The organism is Solidesulfovibrio magneticus RS-1 (genome assembly GCF_000010665.1).
Lineage (GTDB): Bacteria > Desulfobacterota > Desulfovibrionia > Desulfovibrionales > Desulfovibrionaceae > Solidesulfovibrio > Solidesulfovibrio magneticus.
The window spans coordinates 606,868-632,823 of record NC_012796.1 but is presented as its reverse complement, the minus strand read 5'-3'; the positions used below and the strand labels follow the sequence as shown (position 1 = coordinate 632,823).

23 protein-coding genes are annotated in these 25,956 nt (G+C 64.5%); 13 read left to right on the top strand and 10 right to left on the bottom strand.

What is annotated here, in order from left to right; all coding sequences use genetic code 11:
• Positions 1 to 56: 56 nt before the first annotated feature.
• Both DMR_RS02640 and ribD read left to right on the top strand, forming a co-directional pair.
• Positions 57 to 518 (top strand): deoxycytidylate deaminase, encoded by a 462-nt coding sequence (locus DMR_RS02640; protein WP_012750135.1) that lies wholly within the window; start codon positions 57 to 59, stop codon positions 516 to 518.
• Entirely contained in the window at positions 508 to 1,653 is a 1,146-nt protein-coding gene (gene ribD, locus DMR_RS02635) for a bifunctional diaminohydroxyphosphoribosylaminopyrimidine deaminase/5-amino-6-(5-phosphoribosylamino)uracil reductase RibD (RefSeq protein WP_012750134.1), read from the top strand. The genes DMR_RS02640 and ribD overlap by 11 nt, the downstream gene beginning before the upstream one ends.
• Here the strand turns inward: ribD and DMR_RS02630 are convergent.
• Positions 1,650 to 2,771 (bottom strand): AAA family ATPase, encoded by a 1,122-nt coding sequence (locus DMR_RS02630; protein ID WP_043599909.1) that lies wholly within the window; start codon positions 2,769 to 2,771, stop codon positions 1,650 to 1,652. The genes ribD and DMR_RS02630 overlap by 4 nt on opposite strands.
• A gap of 297 nt (positions 2,772 to 3,068) precedes the next feature.
• On the opposite strand from DMR_RS02630, the gene DMR_RS02625 reads away from it, so the two are divergent.
• The 8 genes from DMR_RS02625 to DMR_RS02590 all read left to right on the top strand — a co-directional run bounded on the left by DMR_RS02625 (position 3,069) and on the right by DMR_RS02590 (position 11,699).
• Entirely contained in the window at positions 3,069 to 4,208 is a 1,140-nt protein-coding gene (locus DMR_RS02625; RefSeq protein WP_012750132.1) for a CvpA family protein, read from the top strand.
• Positions 4,205 to 4,999, top strand: coding sequence for a nucleoside triphosphate pyrophosphohydrolase (mazG, locus tag DMR_RS02620; protein ID WP_012750131.1), 795 nt, complete (start codon positions 4,205 to 4,207; stop codon positions 4,997 to 4,999). Before DMR_RS02625 ends, mazG begins: the two co-directional genes overlap by 4 nt.
• A gap of 176 nt (positions 5,000 to 5,175) precedes the next feature.
• A complete protein-coding gene (phrB, locus tag DMR_RS02615; RefSeq protein ID WP_012750130.1) occupies positions 5,176 to 6,525 on the top strand; it encodes a deoxyribodipyrimidine photo-lyase in 1,350 nt (449 codons plus the stop codon).
• 9 nt (positions 6,526 to 6,534) lie between these two features.
• Positions 6,535 to 7,263 carry a TVP38/TMEM64 family protein gene (locus DMR_RS02610; protein WP_012750129.1) on the top strand — a complete coding sequence of 243 codons (729 nt, stop codon included), beginning with the start codon at positions 6,535 to 6,537 and terminating at the stop codon, positions 7,261 to 7,263.
• 11 nt (positions 7,264 to 7,274) lie between these two features.
• Positions 7,275 to 8,198: a phosphogluconate dehydrogenase (NAD(+)-dependent, decarboxylating) gene (gene gnd / locus DMR_RS02605; RefSeq protein ID WP_012750128.1), complete on the top strand. Its 924-nt coding sequence runs from the start codon at positions 7,275 to 7,277 to the stop codon at positions 8,196 to 8,198.
• The gene (gene zwf / locus DMR_RS02600; protein WP_043599908.1) at positions 8,191 to 9,735 is read left to right on the top strand and encodes a glucose-6-phosphate dehydrogenase; all 1,545 of its coding nucleotides are present in this window, start codon (positions 8,191 to 8,193) and stop codon (positions 9,733 to 9,735) included. Before gnd ends, zwf begins: the two co-directional genes overlap by 8 nt.
• On the top strand, positions 9,732 to 10,448 hold the full coding sequence (pgl, locus tag DMR_RS02595) for a 6-phosphogluconolactonase (protein ID WP_012750126.1): 717 nt from the start codon (positions 9,732 to 9,734) through the stop codon (positions 10,446 to 10,448). Before zwf ends, pgl begins: the two co-directional genes overlap by 4 nt.
• A gap of 192 nt (positions 10,449 to 10,640) precedes the next feature.
• Complete coding sequence (locus tag DMR_RS02590) at positions 10,641 to 11,699, top strand: acyltransferase family protein (protein ID WP_148208342.1); 1,059 nt, start codon at positions 10,641 to 10,643, stop codon at positions 11,697 to 11,699.
• 259 nt (positions 11,700 to 11,958) lie between these two features.
• Here the strand turns inward: DMR_RS02590 and DMR_RS22880 are convergent, their stop codons facing one another.
• Together DMR_RS22880 and DMR_RS02580 are read right to left on the bottom strand one after the other, a co-directional pair.
• Entirely contained in the window at positions 11,959 to 12,903 is a 945-nt protein-coding gene (locus DMR_RS22880) for an IS110 family transposase (protein WP_148208341.1), read from the bottom strand.
• 202 nt (positions 12,904 to 13,105) lie between these two features.
• Positions 13,106 to 13,663, bottom strand: a complete 558-nt coding sequence (locus tag DMR_RS02580) for a hypothetical protein (protein ID WP_012750123.1) — start codon at positions 13,661 to 13,663, stop codon at positions 13,106 to 13,108.
• 60 nt (positions 13,664 to 13,723) lie between these two features.
• Between DMR_RS02580 and DMR_RS02575 the strand changes: the two genes are divergently transcribed.
• On the top strand, positions 13,724 to 15,892 hold the full coding sequence (locus DMR_RS02575; RefSeq protein ID WP_012750122.1) for a methyl-accepting chemotaxis protein: 2,169 nt from the start codon (positions 13,724 to 13,726) through the stop codon (positions 15,890 to 15,892).
• 102 nt (positions 15,893 to 15,994) lie between these two features.
• Here DMR_RS02575 and DMR_RS02570 read toward each other — a convergent pair whose 3' ends face one another.
• The 4 genes from DMR_RS02570 to DMR_RS02555 form a co-directional block, all read right to left on the bottom strand.
• On the bottom strand, positions 15,995 to 17,197 hold the full coding sequence (locus DMR_RS02570; protein ID WP_012750121.1) for an HD-GYP domain-containing protein: 1,203 nt from the start codon (positions 17,195 to 17,197) through the stop codon (positions 15,995 to 15,997).
• A gap of 348 nt (positions 17,198 to 17,545) precedes the next feature.
• Complete coding sequence (locus DMR_RS02565) at positions 17,546 to 18,259, bottom strand: LysM peptidoglycan-binding domain-containing protein (protein ID WP_012750120.1); 714 nt, start codon at positions 18,257 to 18,259, stop codon at positions 17,546 to 17,548.
• Positions 18,256 to 19,617, bottom strand: coding sequence for a PP2C family protein-serine/threonine phosphatase (locus tag DMR_RS02560; protein WP_012750119.1), 1,362 nt, complete (start codon positions 19,615 to 19,617; stop codon positions 18,256 to 18,258). The genes DMR_RS02565 and DMR_RS02560 overlap by 4 nt, the downstream gene beginning before the upstream one ends.
• An 80-nt stretch (positions 19,618 to 19,697) precedes the next feature.
• A complete protein-coding gene (locus DMR_RS02555; RefSeq protein ID WP_043599906.1) occupies positions 19,698 to 21,035 on the bottom strand; it encodes a hypothetical protein in 1,338 nt (445 codons plus the stop codon).
• A 78-nt stretch (positions 21,036 to 21,113) separates the two neighbouring features.
• Between DMR_RS02555 and DMR_RS02550 the strand changes: the two genes are divergently transcribed.
• Positions 21,114 to 21,383: a cysteine-rich small domain-containing protein gene (locus DMR_RS02550; protein ID WP_012750117.1), complete on the top strand. Its 270-nt coding sequence runs from the start codon at positions 21,114 to 21,116 to the stop codon at positions 21,381 to 21,383.
• A gap of 31 nt (positions 21,384 to 21,414) precedes the next feature.
• Positions 21,415 to 21,642 (top strand): hypothetical protein, encoded by a 228-nt coding sequence (locus DMR_RS22875; RefSeq protein WP_081429560.1) that lies wholly within the window; start codon positions 21,415 to 21,417, stop codon positions 21,640 to 21,642.
• Positions 21,643 to 21,745: 103 nt separating this feature from the next.
• Here the strand turns inward: DMR_RS22875 and DMR_RS02545 are convergent, their stop codons facing one another.
• From DMR_RS02545 to DMR_RS02535, 3 genes are read right to left on the bottom strand one after another with little or no spacing between them, the layout of a single operon-like run.
• On the bottom strand, positions 21,746 to 22,435 hold the full coding sequence (locus tag DMR_RS02545; RefSeq protein ID WP_012750116.1) for a hypothetical protein: 690 nt from the start codon (positions 22,433 to 22,435) through the stop codon (positions 21,746 to 21,748).
• A gap of 14 nt (positions 22,436 to 22,449) precedes the next feature.
• Complete coding sequence (qmoC, locus tag DMR_RS02540) at positions 22,450 to 23,649, bottom strand: quinone-interacting membrane-bound oxidoreductase complex subunit QmoC (RefSeq protein ID WP_012750115.1); 1,200 nt, start codon at positions 23,647 to 23,649, stop codon at positions 22,450 to 22,452.
• Positions 23,650 to 23,662: 13 nt separating this feature from the next.
• Positions 23,663 to 25,954, bottom strand: coding sequence for a hydrogenase iron-sulfur subunit (locus tag DMR_RS02535; RefSeq protein ID WP_012750114.1), 2,292 nt, complete (start codon positions 25,952 to 25,954; stop codon positions 23,663 to 23,665).
• Positions 25,955 to 25,956: the final 2 nt, after the last annotated feature.

Sequence of the window (25,956 nt, the reverse complement as noted above, 5' to 3'; positions counted from 1 at the left end):
CCCCGGCCCGCCCCTTTCCGCCCGGCGCGGCGCATTCCAACCGGAGCCGCCCGACCATGGACAAACGCCTTCCCTGGCCCGACTATTTCATGCGCATCGCCTATCTGGTGGCCGAACGCAGCACCTGCCTGCGCCGCAAGGTCGGGGCCGTGGCCGTGCGCGACCGCCGCATCCTGGCCACGGGCTACAACGGCTCCCCGACCGGAACCGCCCACTGCCTGGACATCGGCTGCCTGCGCGAAAAGCTCGGCATCCCCTCGGGCGAACGCCATGAGCTGTGCCGGGGCCTGCACGCCGAACAAAACGTCATCATCCAGTGCGCCCTGCACGGCGTGCCCATCGCCGGGGCGGACATCTACTGCACCACCCAGCCCTGCCTGATCTGCACCAAGATGCTCATCAACAGCCAAGTCAACCACATCTATTTCTCCCAGGGCTATCCCGATCCGCTCTCGGCCGAGATGATCGCCGAGGCCGGCATCGGCTTTGACGTGCTGGAGGGCGACCATGGCTCCTGACAACGACGCGGTGTTCATGGCCCGGGCCTTGGAGTTGGCCGAGCGCGGCCGGGGATTCGTCACGCCAAACCCCCGCGTGGGCGCGGTGCTTGTGCGCGACGGCGCCATTGTGGCCGAAGGCTGGCACAAGGTGTTCGGCGGCCCCCACGCCGAGGTGGAATGCCTGCGCGAGGCCGAGGAACGGGGCATCGATCCGGCCGGGGCCACGATGTACGTGACCCTGGAGCCGTGCAACCATTTCGGCAAGACCCCGCCGTGTTCGCGCACGGTGCTGGAGGCGGGCGTTTCCCGGGTGGTCATCGGCTGCCTGGACCCCAATCCCGTGGCCGGCGGCGGGGCCGAGACCCTGCGCCAGGGGGGCGTGGCCGTGGACGTCGGCATCCTTGGGCAGGAGTGCCGCGACGCCGTGGCCGATTTCGTGGTCTACAAGACCATGGGCCGGCCCTATGTGACCCTCAAGCTGGCCATGACCCTGGACGGGCGCATCGCCGCCCGCACCGGGGATTCGGCCTGGGTGAGCGGCCCGGAGTCGCGCCGCCGGGTGCACCGGATGCGGGCCGCGTCCCAGGCGGTGATGGTCGGCGGCGGCACCTTCCGCGCCGACGACCCGCGCCTGACCCATCGTCTGGAGGTGGTGGACCCGCTTTCGGGCAATCCCCAGCCCCTGGCCGTGGTGGTCACGCGCTCGCTGCCCCCGGCCGACGCCCGGTTCGCCCTGGTGCGGGAACGCTCCCCGTCCCTGGTCTTTTTGACCAGCGAAGCCGAGGCGCGCGCGGCGGCCGGGTTGGCCCTGGCCAAACGCGGCGTCCGGGTCTACGGCCTGCCGCTGCGCGACGAGGGCGAACTGGATTTGTTGCCGGGACTGACCCGTCTTCGCGACGAAGCCCGGGTGTTTCGGCTCCTGTGCGAAGGCGGCGGCGGTCTGGCCGGCCAGCTCGTGGCCCAGGGGTTGGCCGACGAACTGGCGCTCTTCTACGCGCCCAAGGTGCTGGCCGACGCCGAAGCCGTGCCGGGCTTTTCGGGCCGCATCATCCCGCGCATGGCCGACGCGGCCGGCTTCCGCTTCTGCGGCCTGCGGCAGGTGGGCGAGGATATTTTGGTCACGGCCCGGCCGGCGGCCGAGCCTTCCGCCTAACTGGCCGTCTGCCCCTGGTATTCCATGACCGCCTCCAGATCGATGGTCAGGGTCGGCCCCTTGTCCGTCTCGGCGTAGCGCGGCGAGCCGTAGGGGTCGTACTCGTAGGGCGCGATCAGGCCGTTGAATATTTCGCGCAGGGCCCGCGCGCCGATACGGGTGTTCTTGGCCGCCGCGTCGGCGATGGCCGTTATCGCCTGGTCCGTGACGAGCAGCCGAATGCCCATGTGGCGGAAATATTCCAGGCACAGGCGCAGGGGCGAATTGGGCGAACCGATGAGAATCTGGCGCAGTTCCTCGCGCCCGAGTTCCTCCAGCATGGCCACCGCGCCGAACCGGGCGATGAACTGCGGCATCATGCCGAAGGCGAACATGTCGGCCAGACGCAGGTATTCCCGCAGCCGAAACCGGGTCACGGTGCGCACGTTCATGGTGCCGTCGGGTCGGCGCTCCACTTCCGAGACTTCCTTGAGCCGCCGGTCGTCACGCCGGTTGACGATGCAGTTATAGACTTGATCGTAGAGTTCCTCAAAGGCCCCGCCGCAGATAAACAACAGCTTGCCGGTCTCCAGGGGAATCTCCCGGGTGATCTCCTGGCCGTCTTCCAGCACCGTGGCCCGGTAGAGAAACTCCTCGCCTTCCAGGAGCGTCAAGAGCGCGTATTGGGTGGTGATGCCCTCGACATTGGGCTTGCCCGACACCCGGGCCGAGATTTTGTCCACTTCGTCCACGCACACCGTGGCGTTTTCCAGATAATCCTTGAGCTGCGCGGCGGTCATGGCCCCGCCGAAGGTCACCCTGGCCCGGGCTTCGAGTTTTTTGAAAAGCCGGGTGGTGCGGTCCTCGCCCTCGATCTCGGGGGACAGGGTGTTGGCGTTGATGATGAGCATGAGCCGGAAGCGGTCCAGCTCGGGATGGGCTTCGTAAAAGGCGGCCACGGCCTGCATGAGGGTGGTCTTGCCCGTGCCGGAGTTGCCGATTAAAAGCACGTTGGGGGCCGGCAGGCCATGGATGTGCTTGTACAGCGACACGCTGATGCGGCGCAGAAGTTCCTGCTGGCCGAGCACCCGGGCGGCGAGGAAGGCGTTTATTTCCGTGGGCAGTATCCGGTTTTCCATGGGCACGTCCTTGGGCGATTTCTCATTGCTTACCGCGTCCCCCGACCCCGGACAAGCCGTACTGCCGCCGGCTGCCGGAGCGACGCGTTTCCTGCCAGTCGCCATGCCGGCTCCGTTGGTTTCCCAACCGGCCAGAAAACCAAGCCACGCCGCCTCCCTAAAACCCTTTTCTCCATGCGGGGCGGCTGGGGGCCTCAGGCCCCCAGCCGCCGGAGGCAGCTTTTTCGATAGCTTGGTTTTTGCGGCGGCATCTGCTACCGATGCGTTCGCGACGGCAAACCACCGCCGCCACACGCCATGACGCCGACACTCAATATCGCCGACCTCTCCCTGGCCATTTTGTGGCTCTTTTTCGCCGTGCGCGGCTATATGCGCGGCCTGGTCAAGGAGGCCGGCTCCCTGGCCGCCATCGTCACGGCCTTTTATCTGGCCGGGGCCTACCACAAGCAGCTCGCCCCCAACCTCACCGAGTACATTTCCGGCAACTACGCCGGCACGGCCGCGTATCTGCTCATTTTCACGGTGACGCTTTTGGGCGTGTGGTTCGTGGCCCTGGCCATCTCGGGCATCGTGAAAATCACCATGACCCAGTGGGCCGACCGGTTTTTTGGCGGCGGCTTCGGCCTGGTCAAGGGCGTGATACTGACGGCCGTGCTGCTGTTTCTCCTGCGATTGGCCGCGCCGGACCCGGATTTCCTCAAAGGCTCGATGCTCGTGCCGGTGCTGGACAAGATGAGCACCAAGCTCGTCAATTACATCCCGCCCGACATCAATGAAAAGCTGCGCAAATTCAGCAAGAAAGAACTGCCCGATCCCATAAACGCGGCCCTGGAGAAAAAAGCGGCAGCCGCCGCGGCGGCGGCTGCCGCCGCCATCGGCGACAAGAAACCGGCCGAAGCCGACAAAAAGCCGGCCGAGCCGGAGAAGAAAGCCGAACCGGCCAAGAAGCCCGAAACCAAACCTGAGGCCAAACCCGAGGCCAAATCGGCCGAGCCGCCCAAAAAGGCCGAGCCGGCCAAACCGGAAGCCGACAAAAAACCGGCCGCCCCGGCCCCCAAACCCGAGGCCAAGCCGGCCGAGCCGGCCAAGCCCGAGGCCAACGCCAAGCCGGCGGCCCCATCCCCCAAGGTTGAGGGCAAACCGACCGAGCCAGCCAAGAAACCTGAAGTCAAGCCAGCTGAACCGGCCAAGAAAACCGAGCCGGGCAAGCCTGAATCCAGCCTCAAGCCGGCCTCGCCTGCGCTCAAGGTCGAGATGCGGTCAACCCAGGCCGCCACGCCGGGCCAGACCCCGGCCAAAAATACCGAGACCGCCAAGGCCCTGGGCAACGCCTCCCCGCCGGCCGCTGCCGCCGACAAAACGGCCCCCGCGGCCAAACCCCGGCCCGCCGCCCCAGACAAAGCCCTCCAGGCGGCCGCTACGGACAAGCCCTCATGACCGAACAAGATACCCGGAAAAACGCCGCCGCCCTGGCCGGCCTCCAAGACGTGATCGACGCCCTGCTCGGCCCGGACGGCTGCCCCTGGGACAAAGCGCAGACGCCGGAAACGCTGTGCGACTACATCATCGAGGAATCCTTCGAACTGGTGGACTGCATCCGCTCGGGCGACGTGGTGGGCGTTGGCGAGGAACTGGGCGACGTGCTGTTTTTGCTGCTGTTTGTGGCCACCCTCCACGAACGGCGCGGCGATTTCGATCTGGCCCAGGCCTTTGACGGGGCCGCCGCCAAGATGATCCGCCGCCATCCCCATGTGTTCGCCGACTGCGACATCAAGGACCGCGAGGAACTTTTGCGCAACTGGGAGCGCATCAAACGGGCCGAGAAAGCCGAGAAAACCGGCCTTTACGCCAGCCTGCCCAAGGGCCTGCCGCCGTTACTCAAGGCCTACCGCGTCCATTCCAAGGCGGCCCGGGCCGGGTTCACCTGGGAGTCCGACGAAGCCATGGCCCAGGCGCTTGCCGCCGAGCGGGCCGAGTTCGAGGCGGCCGTAGCCGCCGGTGACCAGACGGCCATGGAAGAGGAATTCGGCGATTACCTTTTTTCGCTCACCGAATACGGCCGCCGTCTGGGCCTCAAGGCCAACGCCTGCCTGGACGGAGCGGTTTCCAAGTTCCTTGCCCGCTACAAATCCATGGAGAAGCTGGCCGCCGCCCGGGGGCTGGACCTCGACAAGCTGGACATGACCGCCAAGAACGCCCTGTGGGACGAGGTGAAGATCAGTTCCTAGCGGCGCGCCCCTTTAAAAATACTTGATATTTTAAAGAAAATTTGTGGCCTTGCACTTGCTGGCCGTGGGGTGGCCCGGGGCATGGTTCCCGGCAGGCCTCACGGCCGGACGCGAACCGGCCCCTGAAGAGCGCCGCGACAGTTGCAAGCGCCCCCCTGACCGCCTACAAGTGAAGGATGCTGGTCCATCCCGCCCGCGTCCGACCACTTGCCGAAAAACCCCGCCGCGCCGGGCCGGTCGTCTATTGGATGAGCCGCGACCAGCGGGCCGAAGACAACTGGGCCCTGCTCGCCGCCGCCGATCTGGCCCGGGAAACCGGCGCGCCGCTCCATGTCGCCTTTGCCCTGGCCCCGGGATACCCGGGGGCCAGCCTTCGCCACTACGACTTCATGCTGCGCGGCCTGGCCGAAACCGAGGCCGCGCTCCGGGCGCGCGGCGTGCCCTTTCATCTGCTCCTGGGCGATCCGGCCGCCGTGGCGCCGGAGTTCCTGCGAGCGATTGCAGCCGGAGCCTGCGTCACCGATTTCGACCCCATGCGCGTCAAGACCCTATGGAAACGCGCCGTGGCCGAGGCTTTCGCCGGCCCACTCCTCGAAGTCGACGCCCACAACGTCGTGCCCTGCGTCGTGGCCTCGCCGCGCCGGGAATACGCCGCCGCCACCTTTCGCCCGAAAATCCACAAGCGGCTCCAGGAATTCCTGGAACCCTTCCCCGAGCTGCCGGCCTTTCCCGACGTCGCCCTGGTCGCCACGCCGCCCGTGGACTGGGGCGCGGCCCGGGCCAGCCTCTCCGTGGACGCCTTCCCCGGCCCGGTCCCGGACATCGTCCCCGGCCCGGCTGCGGCCCGGGCCGCCCTGGACGCGTTTACGGCCGAGCGCCTGCCCGGCTACGCCGCGCGCCGCAACGACCCCAACGCCGGGGCCGTCTCGGGCCTGTCGCCCTATTTCCACTTCGGCCAGCTTGCCCCCCAGCGCGCCGCCCTGGAGGTGCTGGCCGCCCGGGCAGGCCACGTTGCCGACGCGGACGCCTATCTCGAAGAACTCCTCGTGCGCCGCGAGCTGTCCGACAATTACTGCCATTATACGCCAAACTACGACCGCTACGACGCCCTGCCCGACTGGGCGCGCAAAACCCTGGACGCCCATGCCGGCGACGAACGGGAGCACCGCTACACGCCGGCCCAGTTCGAGGCCGCCGCCAGCCATGAAGCCCTGTGGAACGCCGCCCAGCGCGAGCTGGTCGCCACGGGCCGCATCCACGGCTACATGCGCATGTACTGGGCCAAGAAAATCCTGGAATGGTCGCCCTCGCCGCGCCAGGCCCTGGACACGGCCCTGTCCCTCAACGACCGCTATGCCCTGGACGGGCGCGACCCAAACGGCGTGGTCGGGGTGTTGTGGTCCGTGGGCGGCCTCCACGACCGGCCCTGGGCCACGCGGCCGGTTTACGGCCAGATCCGCTACATGAACGAACGGGGCTGTCGCCGCAAATTCGACGCTAACGCCTACATCGCCCGCCATTCGTAAGGAAGCATCATGTCCGGACGTACGCGCAAACTGCTCCTGGCCGCCCTGGCCGTGGCCCTGGTCGCCGCCTTTTTCGGCCTGGGGCTGCACAAGCATCTCACCCTGGAAGCGCTCAAGGCCTCCCGGCAGGCCCTCACCGACGCCCGGGCCGCCGCGCCCCTGGGCTTTGCCGTCGGCTATTTCCTGCTCTACGTGCTGGTGGCCGCCCTGAGCCTGCCCGGGGCCACGGTGCTGACCCTGGGCGGCGCGGCCGTCTTCGGCTTCTGGACGACGCTTGTCCTGGTCTCCTTTGCCAGCACCATCGGCGCGACCCTGGCCTGCGCCCTGTCGCGCACGCTCTTTCGCGAGGCCGTCACCAAACGCCTGGGGCCACGGTTGGCCGCCGTGGACGCGGGACTGGCCCGGGAAGGGGCTTTTTACCTGTTCACCCTGCGGCTGGTGCCCCTTTTTCCCTTTTTCGTGGTCAACGCCGTCATGGGACTCACGGCCGTGCCCTTGTCCACCTTCTACCTCGTCTCCCAGATCGGCATGCTTCCGGGCACGGCGGTCTACGTCAACGCCGGAACCCGGCTCGGCGAGCTGACCTCGCTGTCGGGCATCGTCTCGCCCGGGCTTCTCGTGTCCTTTGCTCTGCTTGGCGTCTTTCCCCTGGCCGCCCGGCGCGCCGTGGACGTCGTGCGGCGAAAACGCGTCGGAAAAAGCACGCAACCGGCCCCATCCGGGCCAAACCACCCGTAAGGAGTCACGCCATGAACATCGCGATGGTCGGCCTTGGACGCATGGGCCTCAACATGGCCAGACGGCTGGCCCGGGGCGGCGTCGCCGTGACCGCCTATAACCGCACCGTGCAAAAAGCCCATGACTTTGCCGCCGAGGAAGGCGGGGCCGCCCGGGCCGTGGATTCCATCCCCGATCTCGTGGCCGCCCTGCCCGCGCCGCGCCTCGTCTGGCTCATGCTGCCGGCCGGCGCGGCCACCGACGAGCACATCGACGAGCTTTTGCCCCTGCTCTCCCCGGGCGACATCCTGGTGGACGGGGGCAACACCTTTTTCCGCGACGACCTGCGCCGCCACGAAGCCGCCGCCAAACATGGCGTCCGCTACTGCGACGCCGGCGTGTCCGGCGGTATCTGGGGACTGGCCGAGGGCTACTGCATCATGATCGGGGCCGAACCCGACGTGGCCGCCGTGCTCAAACCCTACCTGGACGTGCTGACCGGCCCGGGTGGCAACCTGCACACCGGCCCGGTGGGTTCCGGGCATTACGTCAAGATGGTCCACAACGGCATCGAGTACGGCATGATGCAGGCCTATGCCGAGGGTTTCGAGATCCTGGCCGCCTCGCAGTTCGGGGAAAAGCTCGATTTCACGGCCATCTGCGACCTGTGGAACCATGGCTCGGTGGTGCGCTCGTGGCTGCTCGAACTGGCCCAGCGCGCCTTTGCCGCCGACCCGCGCCTGGAGTCCCTGGAAGCCTACGTGGACGACTCCGGCGAGGGCCGCTGGACCGTCAACCAGGCCGTGGAAAACGCCGTGTCCGCCCCGGTCATCACCGCCTCGCTTTTCGAGCGCTTCCGCTCCCGCCAGCCCAACGCCTTCCAGGATCGGGTGCTGGCTGCTCTGCGCAACCAGTTCGGCGGCCACGCCGTCAAAAGGAAGGACGGCCATGACTAGCGACCGCGACGCGGTCCAGGCCGAGGTGGTCCTGGGCCGCACCACCTCCACCCCCTCGGCCGACGCCTGCCGCTTCGACGCGGTGGACGCGCCCTTCACCCTGGTCATCTTCGGGGCCACCGGCGACCTCACTGCCCGGATGCTCCTGCCGGCCCTGACCGCCCTTACCACCGGCGGCCATCTGCCCGACAACTTCGCCGTGGTCGGGGCCAGCCGCACGGAGCTGACCGAAGAAGCCTTCCGGGAACGCATGCGCGAGGCCGCCAAGGAATTCGGCGACTGCGACAACGACGCCTGGGCCGCCATGGCCTCGCGGTTTACCTACAAGCAGGTCCATTACGACGATCCGGCCTCATTCACGGCCCTGGCCGGCTTCCTCGACGACCTGGCCAAGGAACGCAACCTCGGTCCCAACCGCATCTTCTATCTGGCCGTACCGCCCACGGTCTACGAGGACATCGCCGTCAACCTGGCCGGGGCCGGCCTGGCCGAGGAAACCGGCGGCTATGCCCGGCTGGTCATCGAAAAGCCCTTTGGCCGCGACCTGGAAACGGCCAGGGTGCTGGAAAAAGCCCTGCACACCCGGTTCGCCGAGCATCAGATATTCCGCATCGACCACTATCTGGCCAAGGAAACCGTGCAGAACATCCTCATGCTGCGGTTCGCCAACGCCATCTTCGAGCCGCTGTGGAACCGGCGCTACGTCAACTACGTGAGCATCCTGGCCGCCGAATCCATCGGCGTCGGCCACCGGGCCTCCTACTACGACCACTTCGGCGTGCTGCGCGACATGTTCCAAAACCACATGATGCAGCTGCTGTCGCTGTGCGCCATCGAGGCTCCGTCGCTGTTCGAAGCCGATCTGGTGCGCGACGAAAAGACCAAGGTGTTCCGGGCGCTGCGGCCGTTTAGCGACAAGGACGTGGCCGAGCACTGCATCCTGGGCCAATACGCCTCGGGCATGGTGGACGGCAAACGCGCCCCGTCCTACCTCGACGAGGAAGGCGTGCCCGGCGACTCCACCACCCCGACCTTTGCCGCCATGCGCGTCTATCTCGACAACTGGCGCTGGCAGGGCGTGCCCTTCTACCTCATCTCGGGCAAGCGCCTCCCGGCAAAACGCACGGAAATCGCCGTGCAGTTCAAGCCTGTGCCCTTTTCCATGTTCCGGGGCATTTTTGGCGACCATATCGAGGCCAACCGGCTCATCCTGCGCATCCAGCCCGACGAGCAGGTCAGCCTGACCTTCCAGGCCAAGGCCCCCGGCCCCATGTGCCTGCGCTCGGTGACCATGAACTTCAACTACTACCAGGGCTACACCGGCGCGGCGCTGACCGCCTACGCCAAGGTGCTGCTCGACTGCATGCTCGGCGACCAGACGCTCTTCTGGCGGCAAGACGGGGTGGAACTGTGCTGGAAGTTCCTGACCCCCTTGCTGGAAAAGCCCTCGGCCGAGCGCCTGTTCCTCTACAAATCCGGCACCTGGGGACCCCAGGAGGCCGGCCGGTTCTTCTCGGCCCACGGACTTGTGCCATGACCCCCCGGGTGCGCCGCTTCACCGACGTCGCCGCCCTGACCGAGGCGGCCTTCGCCTTCGTGGCCGAGCGGGCCATGGAGGCGGTGGCCGCCCGGGGCCGGTTCTCCCTGGCCCTGTCCGGCGGCGGCACGCCGTTGCCGCTGTACGCCGCCCTGGCCGCCCGGGGACTCGGCATCGCCTGGAACGACGCGCTCATGTTTTTCGGCGACGAGCGCCTCGTCCCCTGGGACGATCCCGAAAACACCTTTGGCGCGGTGCGTCGCGTGCTCTTTGACAAGATCACCGCGCCGGCCGCCAATATCCGGCCCATGCCCGTGCAGCTCACACCCCCCGAAGCGGCGGGGGCCGCCTACGAGGCCGAGGTGCGCGCCGCTCTCGGCCGGCCGGGCGAGGCTGTGCCCCGCTTCGACCTGATCCTGCTCGGCATGGGACCCGACGGGCATACCGCTTCGCTCTTTCCGGGCAGCCCCGTCCTTGGCGAAACCAAACGGCTGGTGGCCGCCGCGCCGCCGCCGACCACGGCCAAGCCGGCCGTGGCCCGCCTGACGTTCACCCTGCCGCTTCTCAACGCCGCCCGACGTGTGGCCTTCCTGGTCACGGCCAAGGGCAAGGAAACGCCCCTGGACAAAGCCCTTGCCGGCCCGGACCCGACCGTGCCGGCCTCGCTGGTGCAGCCGGAAAACGGCGTCGATTGGTTCGTGGCCGAGGGATAGCGCCGCGTCCCTCAAAAGAGTCGAGAATATTGTTCGAATAATACGCACAGCGGGTTTCTAGCCGACGAATCGCTCTCGGCGCTTCTCGTGGACGCGACACAAAGCCGCCAGCCCGGACCGCGGCCCCCGGTCCGGGCTGGCTTTGACGACGGAGCCGGGCCGACCCTGTTTTTCCATGGAGTTCAGAACGCCATGAGAAAATATTTCATCGACAACCTGCGCTGGATGAGCGTGCTCCTGGTCATCCCCTACCATGTGTTTCTGTGCTACAATACCTTCGGCTACGAATACTACGTCTACGCGATGCCCGTGCAAGTGTTCTCGGTTTTCGATCTGCTGTGCGCGCCCTGGTTCATGCCCCTGCTGTTTTTCGTCTCCGGCATCAGCACGACCTACGCCTTGGGAAAACGGACCAATCGCCAATACCTGGCAGAGCGCCTGGGAAAACTCCTCATTCCCTTTTTGGCAGGAGCCATTCTGCTGACGCCGCTCATGGCCTACTATGCCAGAAAGCATTACGAGGGCTATGCCGGCGGCGTATGGGAAAACTACATCCTGTTTTTCCGCCACTGGACCACCGGGTCCAAGGGTGTTCCGCCCTATGAAGTGGGACAGATGTGGTTTCTGCTCTACCTGTTCGCCATATCCCTGGCGGCGCTGCCCATCCTGAAGCTGGCCCGGGAAGGTTGCGGCCGTCTGCGCCTGGAACTGTGGCCGCTGTGGGCCATAGCCTTGCTGTTCGTCCCCCTGGGCTGCGTCTGGGACCTGATGCCCGGCCCCCCGCAAAGCCTGGCCGGCTGCTTTGCCCTGTTCCTGCTCGGCGGCTTGTTCTTCCACACGGACGCGCTCCAGGAGAAACTGGCCCGCCAGGCCTGGCGGCTGTCCTTCCCCTTCGCCGCGCTCCTGCTGGCCGGGGTCGCCCTGACCGGCCGCCTGGGTCCGGGCTGGTGGTCCCCGTACCTGCAGGCCCTGGTCATGTGGATGGGCATATTGGCGCTGATGGGCCTGGGCAGACGGTATGTAAACTTCACCAATCCGGTCACGCGGTATCTGTCGGCCTCGTCCTTTGCCCTGTACATCTTCCACCAGGCCTGGCTGGTGATGATCGCCTTTTACGCCATCAGGTCCATCGCCTCCCCCTGGCTCCAGGCCCCCACGATCCTGGGCCTTTGCCTGGCCTGCAGCCTGGTCAGCTACGAAGCCTGCCGCCGCCTGGCGCTGACGCGCTTCCTGTTCGGCATCAAGCGGTGACGGGAGAGGCGGTTCGGGGAAGAGAAGAATGCCTCCGGCGGCCGGGGGCCTGAGGCCCCCGGACCCCCCAATTGGGGAAAGGGGGTGGGGGCTTTGGATGTTCGTTCGCGCTTCGCGAAACCACGCTTTTTGGGGGCGCTTCGTGCTGCAGGCTCTGCCTGCAGCACGAAGCGCCCCCATTTAGGGAGGGTCCGGGAGGGGGTTACCCCCTTCCGGCCGCCGGAGCAACGGTGTTCTGAGTCAACCGATAATCAGGGATCTACGCCGCGTGTGCGTACTGTCCCCACGGTTGCCCGGATCGCACCATTGCATTCAAAATCGTTATCAACTTTCGCATCGAAGCAACTGCGGCGACTTTATGTGGTTTGCCGGCTTCCTTGAGGCGATTGTAAAAATCACGTATGACGGGATTGTATTTTTTAGCTGACAAGACAGCCATATATAATACAGATCGAACATCACTTCGACCTCCCCATACACGACGTTTTCCTCGACGCTTTCCGCTGTCACAATTCAAAGGGGCAACCCCAACAAGAGCAGCGATCTCCCGACGATTCAACGTTCCAAGCTCAGGCAGATTGGAAAGGAGCGACCTTGATAGGACATCTCCGACTCCAGGGACGCTCCGGAGCAAATTGTCTCGCTCACGCCAAATCGGACTCGCTCGTACTACTGTGCCAAGATGCGTGTCGATCTCAGACAATCGTTCCTCAAGCCAGTCAATATTCTTCTCTATATCTGCTCTTACCGAGCCATAAGCACGAGTAAAACGATTTTTTTCCATGACAAGCATTCGAATGAGTTGGTTGCGCCTGGACATTAGCGAACTCATTTCTTGCGCTTGCTCGTCCTTCAGAGGGCGTACTTCAGGCTCCATCTGCTTGCCAAAAAGAGCAAGAATCTCAGCGTCAATCTTGTCTGTTTTAGCCAGCCGTCCTTTAGCTCGCGCAAAATCCCGAGCCTGGCGGGGATTGATGACTACAACGGGGAATTTCTTGAGACTCAATGCCGTGGCAACAGGAATTTGAAGGCCGCCAGTCGCCTCGATGATAATAAGCTTTGGACGAAATTTTGAAAATTTCCTGCAGATAGCTTTTATACCATCGGGGTCGTTAACAAATTGAAAGTCATTTCCGTCAGGAAGCGTGTGGACAGCAAGAGTTTCCTTAGAGACATCAATTCCGATGAAACAGTCAGCAGCCATGTACATTCCTCCAGTACCCAGCCTTGTGATACGGGCTCTTAGCCCAAGCAACGGTTCGGGCTTCATGGAAGAAGGGGACGACGATCATGGCTCCGGCTCGAGCTTAAAACTCAAGGCAATTTCGACCTATCGTCCCCTTGACCCCATCAAGCTAACCTCGATGGGGAAACATACAAGGCCTCTTTCTTTTCCCTCGCCCCTGTTACCCGAAGTACGTTGAAGCCGCGCCGTCCATGTAGCTGTAGAAAAAATCGCCGGAGGAGGCGGAGCTTTGAATCTGCTTGAGGTAGGCGGCGTAGCCGTTGGTGCGCACCAGCGAGGCCGACTGACTTGAGGTCATGGACGCCAGATCCGAGCTGGTCTTGGACAGGGCGGTGAAGGCTTCGGTCAGGGTCGGCACGTCGGTGAACAGCTTTTCGATGGCGGCCTTGTCCGGGTGGTCGCCGGAGACCGTCACCTTTCCGTCGGCCCCCTGGGTCAGGGTGATGGGGCGGCTGACGTCGATGTCCAGTTCCTCGAACTTGGCGGCCAGGGTCTTGGTGAACTGGGTCTGCAGCGCCTCGGTTTGCAGCTTGGCCTGGAGCACGGGGCTGATATAGGCGCTGTCGAGATTGAGATTTTGCGTGGCGGATTGGCCGGTTGTCGATGCCTTGGCGCTTGTGGCCGTGGTCGTGCCGGCGGTTTTGGCCTGGCCGTCGCTTAAGCCTGACCGGATGGTCAGCTGTCCGCTGAGCTTGTCGTAAGTGGTGTTGATGTCCATGGCACGCTCCCGGGGGACTGTTCCCCAGGGAGTTCATGCAAGGACGATGCCCGGCAAGGCTTGCCGATTTCGCCCCCCGTCGGCGAACACCCCCTCTCGCCGGACGCGCCCCGTAGGCCGGCCAACCCGCCTCCCCCCCAGCCGCGCCCGGCGAACAGGCAGGCACAGCGCGCGGCGACACCTTCACGAAACCGCCGCCGCAATGCCGTGCTCTTGCCTTCTTGTTCGCCGATCCAACGACAGCCGACGCAAGCGCAATATGAAAAGTCGTTCATCTTCAACCGCCACCGTAACCACCCCATATCCTTCTGCGCCTCAAGCGGTGAGGACAACCGGCACGTCGCCGGCTCGTCAGCGATCACACAACATACGCAAGAGGACAGTATTATGCAGTTGTTTAACGACATGCGCGTGGGCAAGAAGCTCCTTCTTTCCTTCCTTGCCATGGCCTGTCTTACTGTCGTCGTCGGCCAGATCGGCTTTCAAAGCATGAGAGACATCAACAGTCTTGCTGAGTCCATGTATGCAAAAGAACTGCTTGGCCTGTCCGCTATCAAGGAAGCGGGTATTGCGCTTGGGCACATCGACAGAGCTTCAAAAAATATGCTCTTGGCCGACTCCCAGGAAGCGAGAGAGATATATATCAAACGAATAGACCAATACAAAATCGATTTCCTCAAAAACTACAACGAGGCACTGCCCTTGTTTTGGACCGAAGTTGGCAAGCAAAGCCTCAAGCGCCTCGACGACCTGTGGCGGACCTACAACATCTCGCTTGCCAAACTTATTGCACTCAACAAAAGCGAAGCCCCTGCCGCGCACCGGGAATCCACGGTGCTGTCCATGGGACAGTTGGCCGAAGAAACCGACGCCATAAACGAGGCCATCAACACCTCAAGCGCCCTCAAGGATGCCAACGCGCACAAATTCGCCCAACAAATCCAAGACACCTATACCACCAACCGCGACTACCTCCTTGGCATCACCCTCACAAGCATCCTCCTCGGCATCGGCCTTGGCCTGGTCATCGCCCGATCCATCAGCAAACCGCTCAACCAGACCATGCAGTTCGCCCAGGAAGTGACCAAGGGCAATCTGGACGCTTCCTGTCCGGTGCACCGGCGCGACGAAATCGGCCAACTGGCCGAAGCGCTGCGCGACATGCTCGTCAGGCTCAAGGACAAGATCGACGAGGCGTTTGAGCAGTCCGAGCGGGCCGCGAAGGAATCCGAGCGGGCCGGGCAGGCCATGCAGGAGGCGCTGGAGGCCAAGAAGCTCGCCGAAACAGCCAAGACCGAGGGCATGCTCCAGGCGGCCGGCCAGCTCGAAGCCATAGTCGAGGTCCTCCATACGGCTTCCGAGGACCTTTCCACCCAGGTTGACCAGTCGAGCAACGGCGCAAGGGAACAGGCCCAGCGCATCGGCGAGACCGCGACCTCCATGGAACAGATGAACGCCTCGGTCCTGGAAGTCGCCCAAAACGCCTCCAGCGCCGCCGCCACTGCCGACCAGACCAAGGCGAAAGCCGCCCAAGGGGCCGACGTCGTCGGCCAGGTCGTGGCCGCCATTGCCCAGGTCCAGGCCCAATCCCAGGAAATGATGCACGACATCAGCAGCCTGGGTACCCAGGCGGAAGGCATTGGCCAGATCATCAACGTCATCTCGGACATCGCCGACCAGACCAACCTGCTGGCCCTTAACGCCGCCATCGAGGCCGCCCGGGCCGGCGAAGCCGGGCGCGGCTTTGCCGTGGTCGCCGACGAGGTCAGAAAACTCGCGGAAAAGACCATGACCGCCACCAAGGAAGTGGGCCAGGCCGTCCGGGGGATTCAGGAAGGAACGCGTAAAAACATCGACAACGTGGAACGCTCCGGCAAAACCATCGGCAAAGCCACCCAACTGGCCACCTTGTCCGGTGAGGCCCTGCGCCAGATCGTGACGTTGGCCGACACCACCACCGACCAGGTCCGTTCCATCGCCACGGCCTCGGAGGAACAATCCTCGGCCAGCGAGGAAATCAATCGCAGCCTGGAAGACGTCAACCGCGTCTCCCTGGAAACGTCCGAGACCATGCGCCACTCGACCCTGGCCGTCAGCAATCTGGCCAGCCAAGCCCAGGCCCTCAAGGATTTGATCGAAGCCATGAAGTCCGAAGAGACGGCCGTCCCGGCCGGACGCCAGGCCCTGCCGATGCTGGGGCAGCCCAAGGCCGAACGCTACAGGCAATAACGGACGCCCCGGCCGTCACGCCGCCAATTGCCGCAACCCTCTGGGGCCGCCCGACGCGCGGCCCCAGAGCCACAGCCCCGACCAGGCCGATTTCCCCCCGCCTCACCGCCCCGTCGGGCAGAGAAATTCCAGGGGATCAATACCGTGGCGGGCCGGATCCACCACCTCGATAATCGGCGATTTCCCGGCGGCGTCGGGCTTGGCCTCGATCTTGCGAGGTTTCAGGCGGGCCATGGCCGGATCAAAGGTCAGGAGCAGCTCCGGGAAAAGCGGCCGGCCGGGATTGGACTTGCTGACAAAGGCATGGTGACCGCTGGCCAAGCGCACGAAGCTGCCCACGGGGTAGGGGCCCATGAACTTGATGAAGCGTTCGACGAGTCCGGGCGGATAGTCGCGCTCCCGCATCCCATACAGCACGCCCAGGGCCTTGGTGGGCAGGATGCCGTCCTTGTAGGCCCGCCTGGACGTCAGGGCGTCGAACACGTCGGCCACGCCGATGATGCGGCCGTAAGGGTGCACGTCCTCGCCGGCCAGGCCGTGGGGGTAGCCCGTGCCGCCCCACTTCTCGTGGTGCTCGGCCACGCCGCGCAGCACCGCCTCGGGCAGCCCCCGGCCCTCAAGAATCTGGCGGCCGTAGCCTGGATGGTTTTTGACCTGCTCGAATTCCCCGGGCGAGAGCCGGGCCGGCTTGTTGAGGATGGCGTCGGGCACGCCGGTCTTGCCGATGTCGTGAAAAAGCCCGGCCAGCCCCAGGTCGCGCAGCCCCAGGGTGTCGAGGCCAAGGGCCGTGCCGAAGGCCACGGACAGCGCGGCCACGTTGACCCCGTGAGTGAAGGTGTAGGCGTCGTGTCGGCGCAGCTTGCACAGGGCGACAAGGGCGTCGGGATTGCGCACGGCGCTGGCGATGACGTCGTCGACGAGGCTCGTCGGCTCGTCCATGTCCAGTTCGCCGCCGGCCTTAACCGTCTCCAACACGTTGCGGGCGATGCACAGGCAGTCCTGGTAGACGGCCGTGGCCGCCACAAGCTCCTCTTCCAGGGGCACGGCCGGCTCGGCCGGACGGTCGGTCTCCCTGGCCAGCAGCTCGGCCAGGGTCGGCTCGGCCGACCGCCCCTGGGCATAGGTCCCGCGCTCGGTGTCGATGAAGGCTTCGGTGTAGCCGGCTTCGGCGATCTCGCGCACGGCGGCCAAACTCTTGATTTCGCCTTCTTGACCAAAAAGATAGGGATGTTCCAACCAGGACAGGCCGGAATCGACGACAAACATGCCGGGCGAAAGCTCGGCGACGGATATTTTCCGCAGCATGACCGTCCACTACAGGCAACGCGCGGTGGCGAAGACATTCGCCGTGCTGCTTTACGCCGCTGCCAGTGCTAAAAATGCCGTTAATACACAGAGAGCAAAAGATTGGCCGATACTTATCCTTAATACGCCCCCAATAAAGCGACCAACCCCTATAGACTATACTGCTCCTACAGGCCATTTCACTTGAGATGCCAGACGCCGCCCGCAAACGAACTTCGCCGACAATTCCAATATAGTCATGCAATAAACATTTGCAAAAGACAAGTCTCTCAAAAGAGCAGTCGAAGGGGAAAGGCCGCCCCGCCGAGAGGACGACGGGGCGGAGGAAGGATCGGAACCCGGGTTGGCCTATTGGGCCGGAGCCGGGATGGTCAACGTCTTGCCGAGCTGCAGCTGATCGGCGTTTTTCATGCCGTTGGCCTCCATGATGGCCTGGGCCGAAACGCCGTACTTCTTGGCCAGGCGCGTGAGGGTATCGCCGCGCGCCACGGTGTGGGTCGCGCCGCCGGCTGCGACCGGCTTATCTGCACCAACGGCCGGCTTGGTCGCCGTGGAAGCCGGCTTTTCCGCTGCGGGGGCTGGCTTGGCCGCTGCAGGGGCAGTCGGCGCGGGAGCCGGAGCCGGGGCAGGCGGTTCGGCGACCACGGTTTCCACGACTTCGGTGACCGGCGCGGCCGGAGCCGGGATGGCAGCCGCCGGCGCCGGTTCGGCGGCCTTGGCTGGCGCAGGAGCCGTCGGCTCGGCCGGTTTGGCCGCCGGGGCCTCGGCCGGTTTGGCTGCCGGGGCAGCCGGAACGGCGGCGGCGTCAAGCTTCTTGCCGGCCGTCCGGGCGTCGCGGAAACGGCCGTATTCCCGGTCGCTGAGCGTCCCGTTGCCGTCGGCGTCGGCGGCCAGGAACTCCTCGACAGTGAGATCCGGGAAGATGACGATCAGCTCCTCGAAGATGACCCGGCCGTCTTTGTTGTAATCCACTTTGGGGAATCCCGTGGGGTCTTCCTTGCTGCAGCCGGCCAGGGCAAGCCCGGCCGCCAGAACCATTGTCGTGGCAATGCGCGACTTCATGCCGCCTCCGTGTGTTTCGCCCCCGCCCAGGCCTTGACCACAACCAGCGTCACGTCGTCGCGGCTGGGTTCTCCCTGGCGGAAGGCTTCCAGATCGGCCAGCGCCTCGCGGGCGACGCCGGCCGCGTCCAGGGACGCGGCCCGGCGCAGGGCATGGCGCAAACGGGTTTTGCCGTACATCTCCCCGTGCGCGTCCCTGGCCTCCCATATGCCGTCGGTGCCAAGGGCCAGCACGGCCCCGGGCGGCAGGCCCTTGACCAGATTCTCTTCATAACGCCAGTCGGCGTCGATGCCCAGGGGGATACCCCGGCCGCCGAGTTCCTGGAACTCGTCCGTGGCCGGATCGTAGAGCAGAGCCGGATCGTGGCCGGCCCGCACATAGCGCAACTGCCCGGTTTCCGGGCACAGTTCCAGCAGAAAAAGAGTTATAAACCGCCCCGAAACGCCCATGTCCTCGGCCAGCAAGCGGTTGACGTCGCCGACGATGGCGGCCGGGCCGCCCGGGGACAGCAGGCGTGAACGTAAAAAGGCCCGCACGCTGGCCATGAGCAGGGCGGCCTGGATGCCATGGCCGGTGACGTCGCCCACGGCCACCAGAAAATGCCGCTCCCCATGTTCGCCCGGGCGCATGAGGTAGTCGTAATAATCGCCGCCGGTGGCGTCGCAGGGCCGGCTCACCCCGGCCACGTCAAAGCCGGTCAAAGTCGGCGCGCCCTTGGGCCAAAAGCCCTGCTGGACGCTGGCCGCCACCTCCATGTCAAAATCCATGCGCTGTTTGGCCAGGGCCTCGCCGTGTAGCCGGGCGTTGACGATGGCTACGGCGGCCTGAGCGGCCAGCAGGGAAAAGGTCTCCAGGTCGTCGGCGCAAAACTCTCCGCCGCCGGCTTTGTTGATGCACTGCACCACGCCGATGACCCGTTCGCGGTACGTCAGCGGCACGCACAGCATGGAGCGGGTGCGATAACCGGTCTGACGGTCCACCTCGCGGTTGAAACGCGGATCGGCGTAAGCGTCGGCCAAGAGCACGGGCTCGCCGGACGCAGCCACCCATCCGGCCACGCCCTGGCCCGGAGCCAGGCGGAAACCGGACTTGAGCGGCATACAAGCCGGCCCCTGGGCCACGGTGAAGACCAGCTCGCCCTGGCCGGGGCCGGGCGTGTCGTCCACCAGCAGCAGGCTGGCCGCCTCGGCACAAAGGGCTTGGCGCGAGGTGGTCATGATGCGCTCAAGCACCTCGGAAAGGTCCAGGGATTCAGCCACAAGCCGCGACAGGGCAAAACACCTCCGCAACCCATCGATCTTGCGCGATAAGCTGACCGCGTCCCCGGCCTCGGCGGGCTTGGCGTCCGTCGGCGTCATGGCCCCATGCTACAACAAATCGCCGCGAGGGCAAACCCGCGCGGCGAGAGGTTGCGATGCAAGCCGCTTCCCGGGGGAAACTAGACGGACGGGCTGTCCAACAACGCTATGGCCGTGGTCTTCTCGTCCTGGAACCGCGACAGGACGGCTTCACGGATACGCTTGTTGTGGCGGAAAAACTTTTGGCCCCGGACGCGGTAAACCTCTTCGATGACCGCCTTGTCAAAATCCTGACCCGGCGGCAGGGCTTCGGCTTTTTCGATGGCCTGGGTGAAGATGCGCTCGGCTCCACCCGGACCGTGCTGCACGGCTGTGCTCCACAAGACCTCGCGCAGAGCGTAGGAGCGCTTGGTGACGTCCACGCCCGTGGTCAGCACGATGGACTTGGCGGCCGGTGAGTAGTTGTTGGAGCGGATGAACTCGTGCTGCAAGGCCTCGAAGCGCCTGGGGTCCGAGGCGGCCACGGCCTTCCAGGCCGCCGGCATCCGCCCGGCCCGACCGCCGGTGTCGGCCGGGCCGGCCGCGCGCAACTTGCCCGCGATGTCCGGGGCCTTGTCGTCGAGGAAGCGCAGGAAATAGTCCATGGTCCCGGTCTTGGAAGCGATCTGGTACTGGCCGTAGGACGTGCCGCCCCGGCTGTCGTAGCCGATATAGTCAATCTCGGAATTGGATTCGTACTGGGCGGACAGCCGGCCAGCCTTATGCTCCAGGGTCGAGGGCAGCACCTTGCGGGAGACGGCGGCCGTCTCCTTGGCCTGTTCCACCCGGGTCGTCTCGGCCAGGATGTTTTCCGCGCCGGCCACGGCCAGGAGAAGCTCTTCCTCGCGCTTGGTGAAGCCGCCCCGGCCCGATGCCTGGTTGACCCGGCCCAAATGGCCGAGGTCGTCGGGATGGCGGGCCGAGGCGCTGACAGCCATGCGCACGGCCGACTTGTCCACGGCCCGACGGATGCTTGATCCATCGGCCTCGACCGAGGCGGCGGCCGCCGCCCCCGGAGCCGACGTCTGCCCAGTGGCCGCCTGTTCCATGGCCATGCGCGACAGCGTGGCCAGGGCGCTGCCCTGGAAACTGGCCATGCCCTGACTCAACCCCGGACTGAGGCCCGGACTCTTGCCCTGGTTCATGCCCTGCTCCATGGCCGTCAAAGCCTTGGCGTCGGTCTGGTAGCCAAGCATGGACAGAGCCGCGTCCTTGCCCGTGCCTTCGCCCGAGGACAGCATCTCCAGGCCGGTGATCATATTTTCCTTGGGAATCGACAGCTTGCTGTTCTTGCCGACTTCCCCGTTGATCCCGTAGCCGCTTTGCAGCATATTCTGGAAAAGTTTGGGATCAAGCCTGGCCTTGCCCGATCCCGGCGTGCTTGCAGCCGCTTTCTTCAGGAAATCCTGAGCGGTAGTGTTGGTTGTCGCTATGGCCATGGCGCTATCCCGTGGTTCGATCAATCCGTTGACGCGATCGGGTTGTTGCAACCCTTGTGCCGACGAACCGGAGCCTTCGTGGAAAACAGCCATCGTTTCTTTCGCAACGCCCCCTGCCGGTATTTCCCCTGCCACCCCGGGGCCGATCCCGAGGCATTCAACTGCCTGTTCTGTTTTTGTCCGCTGTATTTCCTGGAGAACTGCGGCGGCGACCATCAGATGATCAAAGGGATAAAGGACTGCACGCCCTGCCTGCGGCCCCACCGGCCCGAGGGCTATGACGAGATTCTGTCGCGGTTGCGCGAGGAGGCGGCGGCACGGCGGGAGGGGACTTTACCTGAAGACTAATTTCACTCACACACGAACAAAGGGAGGCACAATGGCAATTGTTCGAAATCTTGAACCAATATCTCTTGAAAAGGACACGAACCACACTGAAGTCAATGCGACTTTCACCGTGGTCTCAAATGCCAAAGAGAAGTTTTTACAGATCGACACATATGGATCACCAAACCGCCAAATCCATGGCAAAAAAAGTCAATCCATACGATTCTCTACAGCTGCCATCTCGCAATTAAAAGAAATTATTGCAACTCATTTCGACTAGCTCTCTCAGATATTCAAAGCTTTCTCAAAACCCCTACACTGGCATCAACAAAAAAAGGGAGGCCCCTAAGGGCCTCCCCGTCAATCGACCGGAGTAGATTTTTCTACCACTTGTCGGTGGCAAAGGCGTCGGAACCGAAGCCGAAGTCGGCAGCGGGCTCGCCGCCCACAACCGGTTCGCCGGTGCCGCCGGAAGCGCCGCCGTCAGCCGCGGCAGCGCCGCCGCCGGAAACGGTGACCACGCCGTGCTTCTTGACGTCCTCGATCATCTTGAGCAGCTCGTCGACCTTGCCGATGTACTCGACAACCTTGGCCTCGGAAGCCACGATGACCTTCTCGCCGGCGTCCTTGGCGGACTCTTCAAGGCGCTTGGCCTTGTCTTCGGCGGCCTTCATGCGGACTTCGACGTCCTTCAAGATGGCGGTCTTTTCGGCCAGTTCCGCTTCGACCTTGGCGAGCTTGGCGGCCTGCTCGTCGATGGTCTTCTTGGAATCGGTCAGCTTGGCGAAAATCGCGTTGACCTCGGCCACGACATCCGGGGGCAGCACGGCCACGGAGACGTTCTGGGCGGTGGCGCCCAGCTCGCCCGAGCTCATCCGGACGAGTTCCGGATGCTGCTCGTAGATCCAGGCCTTGGCGAGGGCGGCGGCGAACGGCGCCAGCTCGGCGTCGATTTCCATGCCGGTCATGAAACCGACCATCTCGGCCACGCCCTTCTTGTTGCCTTCTTTGTCGACGCCCTTGAGATACGACACGAACGCATTCATGGGGAACACTTTGCGCGCTTCAGCCATGGTACCCTCCTAAATTAGACCAAGAAAGTTTTTTCTTCTTCACGTTTGAGGGGGAGACGCCCAGCCTGATGGGCGTACACCAACGCCGTGGTTCTGTAGACCAAGTGCCCGAGCTTGGACCAGGGCAGATAGGCGAACAGCATGAACACCGAAATCAGATGCAGGTAGTAGGTCGGATAAGCCAGGGAGGGCACACCAGCCAGGCGGAAGATTTCCGCCCCAAGGCCGGTAAGGCCCACGGCCCAGATGACGCCGAGCAGGTACCAGTCGTAGTAGGACGACGTGGACTTGGCCGGGTCGACATTGATCCGACGCCGGGTCAGCATGACCAAGCCGTAGACCAGGGCCACGGCGCCGACGTTGGCAAGAATCTTCACCGGACTCCACAGCGGCATGGGGGTGTGCCCCAACGGCGCGATGAAGGTGATGATCTTGCCGCCCCAGTGGGAAACGGCCACGACGCCGGTGACGATGGCCAGGGCCACGAAACCGTAGAACAGCGACAGGTGGCCCTTGTACCGCTCGGTATTGTCGTTGCCACACTCGTTGAACTTGGAGTGGGTGCCGATCTCGTCCACGATGACGGCCTTGAGCGATTCGATCAGGGTCGGCTTCTTGGCCTTGGTCCCGATCTGCAAGGTCGTGGGCGTGGACTTTTCAAAGCTCTTCCACAACTTCGTCACGCCCTTGTAGAACGTGAAGGCCACGAAAGCCGAGACCAGCATGAAGATGGGGTCGATGGTGTAATCGCCGGGGTAGAGCTTGCCGAAGACGATCTCGCCCTGGGGCAGCTTGAACCCGGTGGTGATGAGCCAAATGAGCATGAACAGCACGGCCGGGATGGCGATGAGCTTGGGCAAATGCTTGGGCGAGCTCATCCATTTGCCGATGATGGTCGGCGTGACCAGATCCCGGTAGGTGATGTTGCGGATGGCCGAGACGAGGTCGCCGGGACGCGCGCCCCGGGGGCACAGGTCGGAACAGGTCTGGCAGTTATGGCACAGCCAGATGTCGATGTCGCCCTCGAAACGGTCCTTGAGTCCCCACTGCGCCCAGACCATTTCCTTGCGGGGAAAGGGGGTCTCGGGCGGAGCCAGAGGGCAGGCCACGCTGCAGGTGGCGCACTGGTAGCACTTCTTGACGGCTTCGCCACCGGCCGCCTGCACGTCCTTGACGAACTGCAGATCGGGCTTGATACGCTGCTCGTTTGCCATGGAGCCTTCCCTCCTAATAGCCTTTGAACGGGTTCGGCCCGATCTTGAGGACCATGTCCATGAACTGGTCGATCATGTCGGGAATCTTGTCATATTCGTCGATGGCCACCTGATACTGCTCGACGCGCTCAGGTTCGACGCCCAGACGCTTGAGCGACTCGGCGATGTTTTCCTTGCGGCGGTTGCAGATCTCGGAACCCTTGACGAAGTGACACTGGTAGTCGTCGCCATACTTGCAGCCAAGCATCATGACGCCGTCAACACCCTTGCTCATGGCGTCGGCAACCCAGATGGCGTTGACCGAACCCAGGCAGCGCACCGGGATGATGCGCACGTAGGGGCTCCACTTCTTGCCGCGAAGAGCCGCCATGTCCAGAGCCGGATAGGCGTCGTTTTCGCAGGCCAGGATGAAGACGCGCGGTCCGCCGTCTTCGATTTTCGGCGGGATCTCGCATTCGCGGATCTGGGAGCCGATCATGTCGACGTTGTAGTTGTCAAAGGAGATAACGCGTTCCGGACAAGCGCCCATGCAGGTACCGCAGCGGCGGCAACGCGTGGGATTGGGCTTGGGCGTTCCCTTTTCGTCGTCGTCCAGGGCGCCGAACGGACATTCCTCGGTGCAGCGTTTGCACTGGGTGCAGCGCACGAAGTTGAACACCGGGTAGGACAGGTCGCCCGAACGGGGATGGACGGCCACGCCCCGGCTGGCGGATTCGATGCACTGAATGGCCTTGAGGGCCGCGCCGGCCGCGTCTTCCTTGGCCTGGGCCATGGTCATGGGCTGGCGCACGCAGCCGGCGGCGTAAACGCCGGTGCGGCGGGTCTCGTAGGGGAAGCAGATGTAGTTCGAATCGGCAAAGCCGTCGAAGAGCTGCAGATCCGGGAAGGCCGGCCCCTGGCGATAGAGCAGGTTGATGGTCGGATCCAGGGCCGTGGCCGGCACGATGCCGGTGGGCACGACAACAAGATCGGCGGCCAGGGAGATGTCGCCGCCAAGGAGCGTGTCCTTGGCCGAGACCACCAGACTGATGCCTTCCTCGGCAACGCCGGTAACGGTGCCCTTGGTGAGCATGACGCCGGGGTTATCCTGGGCGGCGCGGTAGTAGCGCTCGTTGATGCCGGGGACCATCATGTTGTCATAGATGATCATGGCCACGGCGTCGTCGAGCTTTTCGCGCACGTAGTTGGCCTGCTTGAGCGCCACGAGGCTGGTGAGCTCCGAGGAGTAGGCCAGGTGCTTGGGGGTCTTGATGGGACTAAAGACCGGTCCGGCTTCCTCGCCTTCCTTGGCCTCGGCGGGCTTGGCGGCTTCGGCCGGGGCTTCCTCGACGACAGCGGCCGGCTTGGCTTCCAGGGCCTTGGTCACGTCCACGATGAAGGCCACGGTCTTGGGGGCCTTGCCGTCGGAGGGCCGCTTGATGGAGCCGGCCTTGACCATGGCTTCGAACTCGGCCGAGGTCACGACGTTCTTGAGCGTGCCGTAGCCGTAGGGGGCCAGGGCCTCGCCGTCCATGGGCTGCCAGCCGGCGGCCAGGACCACGGAGCCGATGGGCAGGGTCTCTTCCTTGCCGCCGCTTGCCAGGGTGGCCTCGTAGAGGCCCGGCGCGCCGGCCAGGAGCTTGAGCGACGTGGACAGCTTGACCGTGATCTTGCTGTTGCCGGCAACCAGGCCGATGAGGCGGTCGATGCCGGTGTCGGTAGCTTCAAGGTAGGGATAGGCCAGGGGGAAGGTCTTGTAGAGGTTGGCCGCCTTGCCGCCCAGGGCCGCTTCCTTTTCCACGAGGACCACGGAGTAGCCGGCGCCGGCCGCGGCCAGGGCGGCGTTGATGCCGGTCCAGCCGCCGCCGAGCACCAGGATGGTCTTGTTGGTCTCGGGGATCTCGGGGTTGGGCTTGGCCATCTTCTGGAGCTTGACCACGCCCATGCGCAGGTAATCCTGCACCATGGAGGTCAGCTCGCGGGGCACGGGCTGCCCGGCCACTGGGGCCGAACCGTCCGGGTTTTTATAGGACAGGGTCACGAACTCGCGCAGGTTGACCCGGTCAACGATGACCTTGTCGCCGAAGTCGAAGACTTCCCAGTCCACGCGGGGCGAGGTGCCGGCCAGCATGACCGCGTCGATCTCGCCGCCCTCGATGTCGGCCTTGATCATAGCCACGCCGTCGGGGCTGGACAGACGCTTGTGCGACTTGACGATGGGGCAGGCCCCAGCGCATTTTGCCTTGACGAACGCGACCAACTCCTCGGCGGACAGAAGCGGGGCGACGCTGGATTCGTCGATATACACACCGATTTTTTCGGCCATCG